Source organism: Bacteroides sp. OF03-11BH, assembly GCF_003604005.1.
GTDB lineage: Bacteria > Bacteroidota > Bacteroidia > Bacteroidales > Bacteroidaceae > Bacteroides > Bacteroides ovatus.
Genome location: NZ_QTMW01000017.1, coordinates 107,195 through 122,285 on the forward strand (window position 1 = coordinate 107,195; position 15,091 = coordinate 122,285).

The window sequence follows — 15,091 nt, forward strand, 5'->3', positions numbered from 1 at the left end:
AATTCTTTCGTTTTCTCATCAGTCTTTTCAATCCGTTTTTCAGTTTCTTTTTCCGAACAAACTTCTTATATCTATATTCCGGTAAACAAAAAAGCGTTGCATATTATAGTTCCAGAACAGTGCCACGATGACTGCCACTACCACTTTAGGAATAATGAAAAAATCTCCGAAATACAGGCTAAGCGTGTCGCGTACCCAGGGAATCTTCGCTAATGATTCCGTCAGTGCATACGTGCCCCACGTGTTTAACCAAACGCTGCAAATCCATACAAGGATAAACTTTGCAGCGACATTCGTTTTTTTTCCTTTCGATTTAAAGGTCCATTTATAGTTGATAACACAATTGACGATTCCTCCATAGATAGCCCCCGCCAGGGTGGCATATACATAGTAGACTTCAAATAGCCTGACCAGAAGAATCGTAACGAGAAAGTCTGCAATAGTTGCCATTTGAGCAGAAAGCTGCGCCCTCAAGAACATGAAGATGCCACCTTTCTGGGAAATCATCCGTGCAACTCTTTTCAGCCAATCACCCATCTTGCTCCCACTAACAAAATAAAACTATACACTCCCGCCAAAACGTCGTCCATCATCACACCTACTCCACCTTTCAGGCTTTCCATACGGCGTATGCCCAACGGCTTGGCTATATCAAAGATACGGAACAGGGCAAAAGCCGCAATCACATACCAGAACCAACGGTCGTCATTGGGAACAGCCAATAACGGTATCCACACTCCTACCATCTCGTCCACTACCACACGCGAAGGATCTTCTCCCCAATAAGTTTCCAGCTTATTGGCAGCCCAAATGCCGGCGAATGTAAATACAATCACCAAAGCGGCAGTCAGCCATAATACCCAAAAGAAAGGAAGGAGAAAATAAAGTGCAATCCAAATGATAGAAGCCAGTAACGCCCCAGCCGTGCCGGGAGCAAAAGGAGAAAAACCGGAGCCAAAGCCCGTGCCTATAAAAACAGGTAGAAAGGGAGGACGCTTCATTTATTACTAATTACTAATTACAAACTACGAGTCGGTTGTGTCACGAGTCCCCCAAACGAATGGGGAATTTGTACAATAAAAAAGTAAAAGTTGAGGTTGAGCATCCACCAGTCTTTATAGGATGGTAAATCTCAATCTCAACTTATTATTTGGGGTTACTGATTAAGCTAAGTAATCAGGTTCTTTTTCACCAATCATGTTACGCAATGTCTGTTTTACCATTCTCCATTGTGTAAACAAGTCGTGTTCGGGCTGATGTTCGAAATCGTGCATCGGGCTCTTGCAGAAGAATGACAACCAAGTCTGGATGCCACACATGCCTGCACGCATTGCCAAGTCGCTGAACAACACAAGGTCAAGAGCGATAGGAGCTGCAAGGATAGAGTCGCGGCAAAGGAAGTTCACCTTGATTTCCATCGGGTAGCCCATCCATCCGAAGATATCGATGTTATCCCATGCTTCTTTGTTGTCTTTGCGGGGAGGATAATAGTTGATACGTACTTTATGATAAACATCTCCGTAGAGATCCGGATATTTTTCTGGTTCGAAGATAGTGTCGATTACAGACAGCTTGCTGACTTCTTTTGTCTTGAAGTTGTCCGGATCATCGAGCACTTCACCGTCGCGGTTACCGAGGATATTGGTAGAGAACCAACCGTTCACACCCAGCATACGGGTTTTGAACATCGGAGCCAATACGGTTTTCATCAGTGTCTGACCACTCTTGAAGTCTTTACCGGAGATAGGTACATTCTTTTGTTTAGAGAATTCCCACATAGCAGGAGTATCCACACACAAGTTAGGAGCACCCATTACGAACGGAGCGTCTTCCGCAATCGCAGCATACGCATAACACATACTCGGAGAAATCACGTCTGTATTGTTTTCCTTCATTGCTTTCTCTAAAGCAGCGAGTGACATGTGCTCGTCAGACAGCGGAATGTAAATTTCAGTACTTGCAGCCCAAAGCACCACTACGCGTTCGCAGTTGTTAGCAGCTTTGAAGTCGCGGATATCCTGACGAAGTTGTTCTACCATTTCCCAACGGGTAGCAGCCTTCTTCACGTGTGTACCGTTCAGACGTTTTGCCCAGTTGTGATCGAAAGCAGCCGGCATCGGTTTGATAGCTTCCAACTCTTCTTTTACTCCATTCAGGTCTTTTTCTTTCAAAACCTCGGCGTACATAGCAGCTTCGTATGCGTTGTCCGGGAAAATATCCCATCCTCCGAAAACAATGTCTTCCAAATTCGTCAAGGGCACAACGTCCTTGATGAGTTTTTCTTCGTTGTTCTCCATGCGCATTGTGGCTAACTGTGTAATAGATCCTATCGGTTTTGCCAGTCCCTTGCGAGAGGCTAGTGTACCTACAATCATCGTGGTAGCTACCGCACCACCCACTCCAACTACCAGTACGCCAAGACGCCCGGTAGCGGGTTTAATTTCTTGTTTCATTTCTATTCTATTAAAATTAAACTAAAATTGATGCAAAAATAAGATTAATTAATTACTAATACAGTCTTTATTTGTCATATAAACATTGCAATTAGCAGGATTTAACTTTTAAAAGGTCATGTGGAGACTTATTCTCAAGCCAGATCTGTCAATCCCGGGCGAATCACGATAAGTGAACCTCCAGATATAGTCCAAACGTAACACCTTGAAAATGTTTTCGATACCTACACCCGCCTCCACATAAGGTGTTTTTCCCATTGTTTGTGTGTTCTCTATCGGAAAAGCGAACAAACCGTCACTCAAAGCCGGGTTGTTTTTATCGCTCAAATGTCCATATAATCCACGACAGGAAACTATTTCCCTCCATTTTAGTTTTTTCAACAACGGTACCCGGTTGAACAGCCATCCGTTGAGGAAATAAGTAACATCCCACGAGAAATATTCATCGTTCATAAACTCCATCGCATTCATCAACGAGTAAGATTCCGGTTGAATGGTATAAGAAAGGTTGGCATTAGGCATGATAAGCAACGGGAAAGGTACTTTATCCCACACTTTACCTGCTTTTAGTATAACGTCCGTATAGCCGAACGCGGAAAACCAGAAGCGTTTCTGAATACCGGCTTCGGTATGATTGTAAGTGTAATCGCTGCCCAACACTCCTTTTCCGGCAATGGTATGCGACAAGGTAAACACCGGTGCATCCAACGATACGGGAAAACGGTTCCATTGAGTCTGGAAGAATTTCTCATTCGGAGCATAACGCAACTTCAACTCTGCGGCACTGATAGAGAAATCTTTTACCGGGGTGTAGGTATCTCCTTCTTTCTTTAAAAAAGGAATCAGGTAGGAGGACTCATCTTTCCGTGTACGTGCTGTCAACTGGAAAGAAAAGCCGGAATAAAACTCATTGGTATAGGTCATCTCCGCCTGCCGGAAATAGCCGATACGGTCGTCCTTCTCACGTTTCAAGGCCAGGAACACATTGTCTTTGCTTGTATACAGGTAATTTTGTCCGTACTGGTTCACATCTGATTCGTAACGCAATTTCAATGAATGGATGGGAAATTCGTTGGCGTATTCTTTCTTCTTCTTGAAAGAATATTCCAGTTCCGCCAATCCTTTCACTCTTTCATCTTTAAACCCGTAAGCCACATATCCTTTGCCAAACAGGTGCGGATTGAGCCAGGCGGTAGTCATACCTCCGGCACGGATACGGGGACCTTCCAATGTGTTACCGCTGATAGTGGCATTCATCGGGCCGATATAGAAAAGTGGCGCTTCTTTGGAGGTGGGAATATATCCCGTAAAGAGAATGGAAAGCACTTTTTCCGTCCAGTAATATACCGGATAACTGCGTAATTGTGTCATCAGGCGGTCTACGGAGTTTTCCTGCTGGGAGATGGCGGCTTGCGGACGATTCTCCGCCCAGAATGTTTCGGGACGCGACAGGGCTTCCGTCTCTTCAATAATACGTTCGGGTTTGGTGAAGGCTTTGTCGGCTTCAGCAGTCGGCGTAAAGGTGTAGTTGCTGTAATCCGCTACCCGGCGGGCAAAAATACCGTCCTGTCCTTCGGTCAGTTTAAACTCAACAGTGATACTTTCATGATCGAGCAGGCGTGTGCCGTCTTCAGCGCGCTTAAATTCCTGTTCGAGCAACATGTAGTCTACAAAGTTCAGGTTTATCTTTTTGGGAAAGTTGAATACGGCACGTTTAACAAAGTAAGTAGAGTCGAGCGTCACATACAGGTGTCCGTTGAAACCGAAAGACTCGGAATTAAAAGGCGTGAAAGCAAGGTCTGCACAAGGCTCTCCGGCAATCTGCAACGTGTCCATCAGGTAATATTTATAAAAGCCTGTGCCGATACGGGACAAGGGACTGACAAACTTATTCGTAAACAGGGAAATGTTGTTTTCGTAGATATCGACGTCTTTAAAGACTTCATTGATGGCTGCCTGCATCCCTTGTTTAGAAAGAAACTCATCGACACCGGCCTGTTTGCGTCCTTTCACCCATTGCTTCTCGGAACGGGGAGATTTCCGGTAATAGTCTGTGGCAAGCAGTTCACGGGCTGATACCGTCAGAATCGGTTTACCGGTAACGGCAGAAGTATCTACATATTCTGTCAGGAAATCAAATTTACGATATAGCCATTTTTTCTGTTTCTCTTCATCGAAGTTATTCAACGCAAAGGTGGTCTTTTCATAACGTTCGCGTTGCCAGAAGTCTTTCTCGTAGGGAGAGTAGTTGTCACGGCTTTCAATCATACGGCGGACAAATTCCACAGCAGGATTATCTTTCTTCCGGTAGTGCTCACGTTTGGGTTTGACTACCACTTCACCAAGCGCGTATTCGGTAGGCGCAAGCGCTACTTTATAGGATGCATTACGGGCAGGGCGAATGGTGCGGACATAGTCATTATAACCGATTACAGAGATTACAAGCACTGCTTCGGAGCGGTGGGTTTTGAAGTAAAAGCGTCCGTCGCTTCCGGTAGTAGTTCCTTCGGTCGTGTCTTTTAAGCGTACAGATGCATAAGGCAAAGGTTCTTTGGTCAGAGAATCAGTCACCACCCCTTGTACCACATACTGCGCACTGAGCGGAATACTGATAGCCAATAAAAGAAAGAGCGTTAATGTGCCTTTTTTCATTAATCTCATACCTTAAATCCTATTGAATTGAGCGGGGCAAAGGTAGGAGTGATTTCAAGACAAAAAAAGGTCTATTTGACGGAAGAAATGTTCTTATTTGACACAATTAGGGGAAAGTAATACGGAATCGGGTCAGTCCGTCGGCATAGGTTCGCAAAGAGAATGTGCACCCATGACGCATCAGTACTTCGCGAATAAAGATGAGTCCGATTCCCTGACCGTTCGGTTTGGTAGAGAAGAAAGGACTGAACAGTTTAGCTTCTGTTTCTTTGCTGATTCCCTGACCGTTATCTATCACTTCAACAGTGGCCGGAGCGAAGGTGCGGACTATTATTTCCCCATCGGTCTCAATGCTTTCCGCTGCATTTTTGATGATGTTTACGAGTACTTGCTCAAACAAAGCGGCATCCAGCATCACATCTTTCAGACTTTCGTCCATTTCCATGCGGAGTGTAATGCGACGGTCATTACACATTCCTTCCATAAACCGCTTGCAGGTGAAAACCAAATCATTCAGATTGACAGAAGAAAGTGTCGGTTCGGGGATTTTCACCACATCGGCAAAACGGGTGATGAAACGACTCATCGAGAAACAACGGTCGGTACATACACGCATCACGTCGCAGATGTCTTCCATTCCTTCTTCACTGGAAAGGGCTTGTTCTACCGTATCCAGTGTGGAAGTAATGCCAGCAGTCGTGTTGTTCACTTCGTGGGCAATCATGCGGATCACTTTCTCGTATGCTTTCTTTTCCGCTTTCATCACTTCGTCAGTGAGGGTTTCTACCAAATAGAAGGGATGCTGAAATCCACGATCAATGAAAGAAGAATGAGTACACCGGTAGATATTCGAGTCGTTCAAACGGACGGTTACCTTCTCTCCTTTCGGGAGGTTGGCCAATTCCACCGCTAACGGAGAATCAATCTCTTTCATCTTCTTGCCTTGTACGTCTTCCAAACGAACACCCAGCATTTTCAAAGCCATCGGATTCAATTCCGAAAGGTCTTCATCAAGGGAAGTTATAATCACTCCCATCGGAGAAGCTTTAATCAGCAAATCAAGAAAATTATTCTGTTCACGCAGGCGGAGACGTTCATTCTTGAGCTGTTCCATCATGCGGTTGAAGATATTCACCACACGATCGGCCTCATATTGGCCTACAGGGCTAAGACGGCTACTAAAATCCTGCTCACGCAACAGTTCCATACCGCTTCCGATTGTATTCAACGGCTTCACAATCTTACGATAGAAAAAGGTCAGATAAATGAGGATGAAAAGTATCAGCCCCTCCCCTATGTAGAAAAAGATTGTATTCAGTTGACTGGAAAGGAACAGCAATACACTACCTAATGCCAGCAGCAGAAAGACTAGTATGTAAAAGAATCCTTTTATACGCACGTTATCTGTGGTTAACGGTTAATCTTAATATTATTAGGCACGTGTCTAAATTTATCACATTGTTATATTATATTTTTCGAGACGGCGGTAGAGTGCTGCACGGCTGATACCCAATGCCGTAGCTACCTGACTCAAATTTCCTTTGTAACGGTCCAACGCCTGGAGAATGGTCTGGCGTTCTATTTCATCCAAAGTCATACCAGCCAGAGCTGCGCCTTCGGTCACTCTTGCGTCATCGTGGCGAATATACTGCGCATCAAAGTCGGAAGCATCAAGCAGCGGTTTACCACTTACCAAAATGGTACGTTCCACCAAGTTCTTCAATTCACGAATATTCCCCGGATAGGGCAAACGGCTCAAGAATTGCAGGGCATCGGCAGAGAACTCCGTACGGGGCAATCCGTTGGTTACCGCCTGACGGTCGGCAAAATGACGTGCCAGCAAAGGAATATCTTCGCGACGTTCGCGCAAGGCCGGCAGTTTCACTGTTATCAGATTGATACGATAGAAGAGGTCTTCACGAAAAGTACGTTCGCCCACCATTTTGCGCAAATCGGCATTGGTGGCTGATACTACCCGGATATCCGTCTTGCGCGGACGGCTGTCGCCGAGCACTTCAAATGTCTGATCCTGCAATACACGCAGTAACTTCACCTGGCACGAAAGGTCGAGATCACCTATTTCATCCAGAAAAATCGTCCCTTTGTTTGCCATTTCGAAACGTCCGATACGGTCTGCGGAAGCATCGGTAAAAGCTCCTTTCTTGTGCCCGAACATTTCACTTTCGAACAGGCTTTGGGAGATACCTCCAAGATTCACTTTCACAAAGGGGTGTTTGGCTCGCTGACTGTTGATATGAATGGCCTCGGCTATCAATTCCTTACCTGTTCCGCTTTCCCCTGTAATGAGGACAGAGGCATTGGTCTTTGCTATGCGGGCAATCGTGTTCAACACATCCATTAATCCCTGGCTACGTCCGATGATGTGGCTGCGGTCGAAAGAATCGCTCTGTTCCTGCGTTGGTTCCTGTGGAGTGCCCGAAAGTTGGAGTGCCGTTTCGATGCGTTGCAACAAGGCGGCATTATTCCAGGGCTTCGTTATGAAATCAAAAGCTCCCGCCTGCATTCCTTGTACGGCAAGTTGGATACTTCCCCAAGCGGTCATCAATATCACCGGTGTTTCGGGACGGAATATTTTTACTTGTTTGAGTAGGGTCAAACCCTCCTCACCCGTTGTAGAAAGAGTGAAGTTCATATCCATCAGGATTAAATCCGGAGCTATGGAACGTACTACTTCCATAGCTTCCCGTGGACCGGGAACGGTCTGTGCTTCATATCCTGCCCGCTTCAACATGAAGCTAAGCGAAGAACGTACTGCGCTGTCGTCGTCAATTATCAGAATCATAGTTAAAATTGCAAGATTCCTCTACCAAGAAAACTTCTTCTGTTTTTTCAATCTTCCAAGAAGAAGTATTTCTTTTTTTATTTCTTTCTTTATTTATAATGGGGGATGAATTTTTCTGTATTATTTACGTATTTTTCATTTCCCGAGTGTTAAAATCGAGTTTCAAAGGTACTATAAATAGTTCGTAATACCAAATGAATCAGGCATAAATACGCAATAGTCTGTTTGCAGACTTGAAAAACTTTTCCCATAATCTCCGGCAAGTTCCTCCATAAGATTCAAAAGCTTTTTCCTAGCCTTTTTATTGCCGGATGATTTCATCAAAATCAGCTTCAAGTTCGGTATTGGTACGAAAATCCCATAGCGTCAGACTGCGAATCTGATAATAATAATACCAATAATAATAAAGTTCGGAAATATGTTTCTGTCTCGCATCATCTTTAGAGTTCTGCGCATCATTCAAATCCAAGGTATTGATTTTACCTATCAGGAAAGTTTCAATACTTGTTTTATATCGTTGTTGGGCAATTGCGTCGGCTTCTTTGGCTATGTCCAACTGTTGTGCCTGATTATTGAAATGCTCCACCAACAGAAAAATGTCCTGGTTGAAGTTTATCTGTTCCTGACGAATTTTTGAAAGCACTACATCCCGATTACTCTTGGCTACCCGGACTTTCCCACGGCGTTTTCCCCAATCGAGAATCGGAATCTTAACGCCTACCTGAACAATCTGATTATCCTGCAGGTTCCTGTAAACGGCCGGAAAATTCCGGTTCTCACCCGTATATCCTACGCTTGCAAACAAATCGACACTACGCAAATTTCCGCGTGCGGTAGCTACCTCATAATCGGCTTCCAACTGGCGGCGACGGATATTCTGTGCAAAAGAATTACGTTCCAATGCTTTATTTAACACCTGATTGTACTCCATCCTCGGGCCATCCACAGCTTCGGGAAGAACCGGGTTTAGTACTTCATCCTCTCCTACTCCCAAAAAGGCACGGAGCTGGAACATCTTGGCATTGAGATCACTCTCTGCTTCCGTCAATGCAGCCTTCGCATTCAAAGCGGAGAGCTTCAACTGCAAGAGTTCATTCTCGGAAATCTGCCCCATTTTGCGTTTGGCAAGGGCTACTTCATAAAGGTGGTCGGCATTTGTCTGGTTCTGTTTCGCCGTGCCAAGATTTTCTTTTGCCAACAAAAGATTAAAGTAATAAGTGATAGCACGCATCGTCACTTCTTCGGTAGCAGTGATAAAAGCTGCTTTCGCTTCGGCATAACGAACCGGTTCGATGCGTCTGTTCCACTTTATATTATTGACTCCAAAGATGGGTTGTGTAAGTTGTAATGTGACAGGAACCGACATAAAATGCCGGTCTCCTCCGGTTCCCAATTGCTTGATATAGTCGAGAGAGGAAGTCAGCGAGAGTTTACCACCGGTAAGCCAGATATTTTGATCGATAGAAAGATCACCGGTAAGCCCCAATGTGTTATTACGGACGAAACCGTAAGAACCGTCCGAATTTTGATAGGAACTATACGATTTGTTATAATTAGGCAGGGTTCCGGTCAGGTTGACTTCCGGCAGAAGATCGGCACGAAAGGTACGAAATTCCCAATAGGCCGTTTTCAATTCATTCAAGGCAACAGCAGCGTCAACAGATTGAATACGCGCCATAGCAATAGCTTCATTCAAGGTTATTTCCCTTTCCTTCTGTGCCGACAATGCCAACGGCAGGCAAACGGCAGCAAGAGCAAACAATATACTTTTCTTTTTCATTATACACAGTATTTTCCACTATGAGAGAATCAAACGATGTGCCAAAAAAGTAAAGTTTTTATTATCAACAGATTAGAAAATAAGAAAAGTGTCCATTTTCGGACACTATGCCCAAAAGTGAACGTTCGATTATTCGCAGTAGTTAGGAAGGCGCACAGTGAAACGAGTGCCTTTACCTACTTCGGAGGTGACGGAGATGGTACCATTCAGACGTTCGATGATGGTCTGACAAATACTTAATCCCAAACCTGCTCCTTGGGTGAAATTATCGACTTTATAGAATCGTTCGAATATATGACGGATACCTTCTTCAGAAATACCGACTCCGGTATCCTCCACAAAGATGCGGGTGTAGCCGGGAACCTCATCATCTTCATAGCCGAAAGTAATGAAACCGCTGCTCGTAAATTTAGCAGCGTTATTTATCAGATTATTCACGACTTGCTGCAAGCGTACATTATCTGTCGTGAGATATTTCTTATCACTTTCGGGCATACGCAACACCAGTTCTACTCCCGGTGGCATATTCAAGCGTTGAGAATCATGGACGGTCTTTAATAACAGCGGCAGGTTATGCTCGGCGAACATAAATTCCATGGTTCCCGATTCGATACGTGACAAATCAAGAATATCATTAATCAAAGCTAGCAACAGGCCACAATTCTTATTAATGGTTCCGATAAACTGGGCAATCTCTTCGCTTGTAAAACCACTCGTATCGCTTAGCAAATCGGAGAAACCTACAATCGCATTCAACGGAGTCCGAATCTCGTGACTCATGTTGGCAAGGAACGCCGATTTCAGTTTGTCAGCCTGGAGGGCTTTATCACGTGCTTCCCTCATCTCCTGCTCGGCAGTCTTATATCGCTGGATACTCTGGCAAACACCTAATATATTGTACAATGAATCTTGTGTCAATCCCGTGATTACGGAAGAACGATATTCCCACCATTCATACTCTCCGTTGACATTCCGCTGACGGAAATTCAGACGGGTATTGGAATCTTCTCCTGTCAATGCTCTATTAAATAACGGACTTATTTCCTTCAAATCATCAGGATGGATAGTGCGATCCATTTCATCACGGGAGATGGTAGTAACCGATTCATCGTATCCAAGACGTTTCAAGAAACCTTGCGGGAAAATGAAACAGTTGGTTTCCATATCAAACTGCCACGGATAGATGGAGCTTTCGTCTACTGCCATATCAAAAAAACGCTTCTGCATTTCTTCATTCGAAATATTCCGTGCGGAAAGTGCCATACCGGTAATCGTATCCTTTGAACGGATCGGGACTATTTCCCCCGACACCGGGAAGTATTTATCACTATGCACTTCTTTCATGAAAGCTCCCTGGGGTATCTTCACACTTTCTCCTTTTGAAGCTACCTGCTTCAGCATTTTATGAAGAATGTCCTGACCGTTATAATATATCTTGAAGATGCTGCCTGCCATCATTCCTTCATAAAAACGGCCCCCTGACTCATACGGCAAATGCAGCATTTGTAATAAGGAGCGGTTTGTGAAATGAATGTGCAAATCGGTATCATACGTTATCACACCATCACGGATGGAATGAAATACATTATCAAACTCATTACGCTGTTCCACAAGTTTATTCTGCACGAGCAGACGAGTCTGTGCCTGAATCCGTCGTTTGGACTCACGCCGGTTGGCACGCATCAACCACACGATAGAAGCTATCAGCAACGCCAGGATAGACGGATAGAGCAGTATAAAAAGGTATTTATATTTTTCCCAATACGGTTCGTTGACGATGGTTCCGCTAGAGGATACTTTATCAGGGTCAATATGAAAATAATCCAACTGTTTATAGTCATAGATGAATCCCTGCGTGATTTCTGTCACTCCTATTTCTTGGGGAGATGTACCTTTTAAGACTAAAGCAGCCCTTTGAGCTGCCGATAATGCTGAAGCATAACTATCGGAATCGTATGCACAGAATACGCCATTAGTTAACCCCACATTCTGACTCGAAAATACGGGAGCTTTTGAGTTTTTGCCAACGAATGAAAGGAAAGGCGACCATTTAGGAGCAACCACCAGACGTTCGTAGCTGTTACGAGGGTAACAAATAGCAGCAATGATGTGACTCGTTGTATGATTTTGGGTATTATAGACTTTCATTCTATAATCCGGATTGTCTTTTTGAAAGATTTTCCACTCTTCTTCAAAATCTTCAAGGCCTTTGTTACTCAAAAAGCTGTTATCTATCACACATACCACTTCTTTCCGCTGGGGAAATATCTTTTGCGCCTGACGCAATATGACATCAAAATCCGGATTGGCAGTGAACCCGCAAACATTGGGATGAGTAGCAATCAGCTCCATATCAGGATACTTAATGCCGAAAAACACGACCGGTATCTGCAAAGGCAACGAATCTCCACAGGCAAAAAGAGTATAGAAAGCTTCATCACTTGCTGTTATAATCAAATCGGTCTGCCTGTCACGAGCACGCTGACAAAAACGACGCATAATTACTTTCTCGGAGTTGAATGCCCAAAAATCGGCATCAAGATACTCCGTTGTTATATTCACCTTCAGGCCACTTTCTTTAAATCCTTTGACCAACCCCTGATTAAGGTCGCTATGCCAAGGAGTCTGTGAGGTGTATGACTGTATAAACAGGATATTGTATGTACGTTCCGCTGCTGCCGCCTGAATAAGAACAGCAAAAAACAGAACGATAAGCAAACAATAGTAGCGTCGATTCATATAATTAAAGCCTGCGGTGTTTTCAATATTATGCCGACAAAGATACGTTAAATCTATTGAGAACAAACAGATAGCCCAAGTTTTTTATTCTTCGCGCAACGCCTCGGCAGGGTGTATGCGAATTACCTGACGAGCAGGAAACCAAATGCCAACGAGAATCATTAAAGATATCAGGAAATAGGTTATGACAAATGTAATAAGAAAACGCACTACTCCCCACTCCATATACCCTTCAGTCAACTCCAGATGGCCGATATTATAACAGATGACGGCGGCAGGCAAAGCAGCCAGAGTCAATAATAGCAATCCTTCTTTATTTAAACGTTGCCAAAGCTGCATCCGGCTGGCCCCGACTGCTATACGAAGCGCAGACTCGGCACGACGGTGCTGCGTACGGAACCAGAAGGTGCCGACAATGCCCAACAGGATATTAAGCAATAAGAAGCCCATCATCCAGAAACGTACCTGTACCTGATTATAACTTCCTTGCTGGAAGTCATTCCGCAGATCTTCATAATCATGCACTTTCAGGATGAATAAGTTACCGACACTCAACTGGTTGGCGGACAATTTCATCAAATGTTCCGCAAAGTCTCTGGAAGTCCCCGGTTTCACCCGCAGACAAACTTCTACACTCGAAGGATAAAGTTCATCGTCAAGTTCGACCATTATCTTTTCAGGAAGTTCAATGGCTACATACCGATCACTGTAGTTAGGCCAGAAGTCATTGTAACGCACCTTCTTCGAAACTCCCCCTATCTTGTACACTTTCGTAGAATCATCCACATCGACCATTTCTTTACCCAACAGCGTACGATCGCCTTTATAATCTTTGGGCAAGAAATTTTCACCAACAACGACATTGCCATTCCTTAAAGCTTGCACCAACGGCTGATAACCACGCCCATCAGCACTTTGATAACGAAAGACCTGAAAAAAGTCAGGGGTTACCGAACGCCGTAGCGGATTACTAACTAATGTATCGATACGTAACATACTACCGGAGTTACTCCCGATATAGGGACGCGCATTATTGGATATTGAAACGGCCTCCACTTCCGGCAATCTCCGGAGACGATTGGTCAACTCGATAATATCTTGTCCTAAAGATGTACTCTTTTGTTCTTTCGAAAGATAGGAATTACTCTTGTCGTTTTTCAGGCTTAGTTCCAAATAATACGTATCGGTAATATCAAATCCTACCGGTTCGTAATAAGTACGCGCTGTCACATACGTCCAGTCGACCACATACCACAGGACCACAAAAACAATTAATAGTTCTGACCACAACCATCCGTTTGACCGGCGCTCGTTCCATATTTGTTTTAATAGTTGCATTTTCTTTAGAATTTAGATGAGTTGAAGAATTATCTTTCGTTAATAGCATCCACAATATTGGTGCGAGTTACTCTCCATGCCGGAATGGCGGCACTTAATAAATTGAGTAGGAAGCAAGCCAGAAATGCCAGCAGGAATACGGTAGGATCGAACAGTAAGTCGACACACATGGTCCGCAAATCCTCCACACCATTGGATACAAAGTCTACGGAGAAAAGCATTCCTCCCAAAAGGAAAGCGGCGACATAACTTAATACAAGTCCGAGAATTCCTCCGAACAGGGAATAAAGCATGTCTTCGGATAGTACCTGCATCATAAGCTCCCGTCTGGGGGCACCAAAGGCTTTTCGCACTCCTATTTCGGAGATACGCTTACGCATGCGTGACAAAGTAAGTCCGGACAAGTTGACGGCAGGAACAATCAATAAGACAAGTAATGTCAGTATGTATTGCCGTACTGCTTCTTTCACAGCAGGAGGATTGTTGGCGGAATAGCGTTGCGCGGCTACGAAATAAGTATCAGGCTGTCCGCGATAGAGTAAATCGAAATTGGGATGCCCTGCCATAAAGATAGCCCGCAAGCGGTCAGCCTCCTGACGAATAGCCGGAAAATCGTCTTTTGATTTAGCCAGTATATAGACGGCAGTCATACCCATGATATTGTCATCGCCCCAAGTGGCTGTGAAGGCACTTGTTGAACTCAAAGGAATCCAAACTTGTGCATAGGCGTACTTCGCCAGTTTAGAGACCGGACGTACCACTCCGCAAACAATATAAGCCGAATGATTCAGAAGGAATGTTTTTCCAACCACTTCTGACGTTCCGAACAAACGGCGAGCCATATCTTCGGAAATCACAGCTTTTGCTGCTCCGGCATCAAAATCGGCATTATCATACGGTTTACCAGATAGAAACTCAAATTCAAATATTTTCCAGAAAGCATCGTCTGTTTGCAACACACTACAACTTTCCATCTCACCTGCCGGTTTAGCAGCCAGCATTGTTTCCTGCCAGATATTGGTTATGGAAACAACTTCGGGAATTGTCATTGCTTTGAAACAAGCCTTTGCCGTATTGTATCCGATAGGGCCATTGCTTTGCCAATTCACGTTGGACTTACTTTGAAGTCCGGCAAACCGGAAAATAAGCATCCGGTCACGATGGGTTTCCGGTGCAAAGGGAGCAATAGTCGCACGTAAAGTAATCACAATTACCATTATCATAGCAATAGCCAAAGCTGTACCAATAATGGAAATAGAAGAAAGCAGTTTATTTTCTCCCAACAGATGGAATGCTTGTTTAAAATAGAGTTTTATCATGATCGTT

The 15,091-nt window shown here is 44.3% G+C and carries 10 protein-coding genes; all 10 read right to left on the bottom strand.

Annotated elements, in window-relative coordinates:
• Positions 1-39: 39 nt before the first annotated feature.
• The gene (locus DXA54_RS14380; RefSeq protein ID WP_004304217.1) at positions 40-507 is read right to left on the bottom strand and encodes a GtrA family protein; all 468 of its coding nucleotides are present in this window, start codon (positions 505-507) and stop codon (positions 40-42) included.
• A gap of 14 nt (positions 508-521) precedes the next feature.
• On the bottom strand, positions 522-1,001 hold the full coding sequence (locus tag DXA54_RS14385; protein WP_120079810.1) for a phosphatidylglycerophosphatase A: 480 nt from the start codon (positions 999-1,001) through the stop codon (positions 522-524).
• 162 nt (positions 1,002-1,163) lie between these two features.
• Positions 1,164-2,453, bottom strand: a complete 1,290-nt coding sequence (locus DXA54_RS14390) for an inositol-3-phosphate synthase (protein ID WP_004300682.1) — start codon at positions 2,451-2,453, stop codon at positions 1,164-1,166.
• A gap of 108 nt (positions 2,454-2,561) precedes the next feature.
• Entirely contained in the window at positions 2,562-5,114 is a 2,553-nt protein-coding gene (locus DXA54_RS14395; protein ID WP_120079812.1) for a DUF5686 and carboxypeptidase-like regulatory domain-containing protein, read from the bottom strand.
• A gap of 97 nt (positions 5,115-5,211) precedes the next feature.
• Entirely contained in the window at positions 5,212-6,504 is a 1,293-nt protein-coding gene (locus DXA54_RS14400) for a sensor histidine kinase (RefSeq protein WP_087318754.1), read from the bottom strand.
• A 54-nt stretch (positions 6,505-6,558) separates the two neighbouring features.
• A complete protein-coding gene (locus tag DXA54_RS14405; RefSeq protein WP_087318753.1) occupies positions 6,559-7,908 on the bottom strand; it encodes a sigma-54-dependent transcriptional regulator in 1,350 nt (449 codons plus the stop codon).
• A 301-nt stretch (positions 7,909-8,209) separates the two neighbouring features.
• Entirely contained in the window at positions 8,210-9,688 is a 1,479-nt protein-coding gene (locus DXA54_RS14410) for a TolC family protein (protein ID WP_015532970.1), read from the bottom strand.
• A 129-nt stretch (positions 9,689-9,817) separates the two neighbouring features.
• Positions 9,818-12,427, bottom strand: a complete 2,610-nt coding sequence (locus DXA54_RS14415) for a PAS domain-containing sensor histidine kinase (protein WP_120079814.1) — start codon at positions 12,425-12,427, stop codon at positions 9,818-9,820.
• Positions 12,428-12,511: 84 nt separating this feature from the next.
• A complete protein-coding gene (locus DXA54_RS14420; RefSeq protein ID WP_120079816.1) occupies positions 12,512-13,765 on the bottom strand; it encodes an ABC transporter permease in 1,254 nt (417 codons plus the stop codon).
• A 29-nt stretch (positions 13,766-13,794) separates the two neighbouring features.
• Positions 13,795-15,084 carry an ABC transporter permease gene (locus DXA54_RS14425; protein ID WP_120079818.1) on the bottom strand — a complete coding sequence of 430 codons (1,290 nt, stop codon included), beginning with the start codon at positions 15,082-15,084 and terminating at the stop codon, positions 13,795-13,797.
• Between the last annotated feature and the right edge of the window lie 7 nt (positions 15,085-15,091).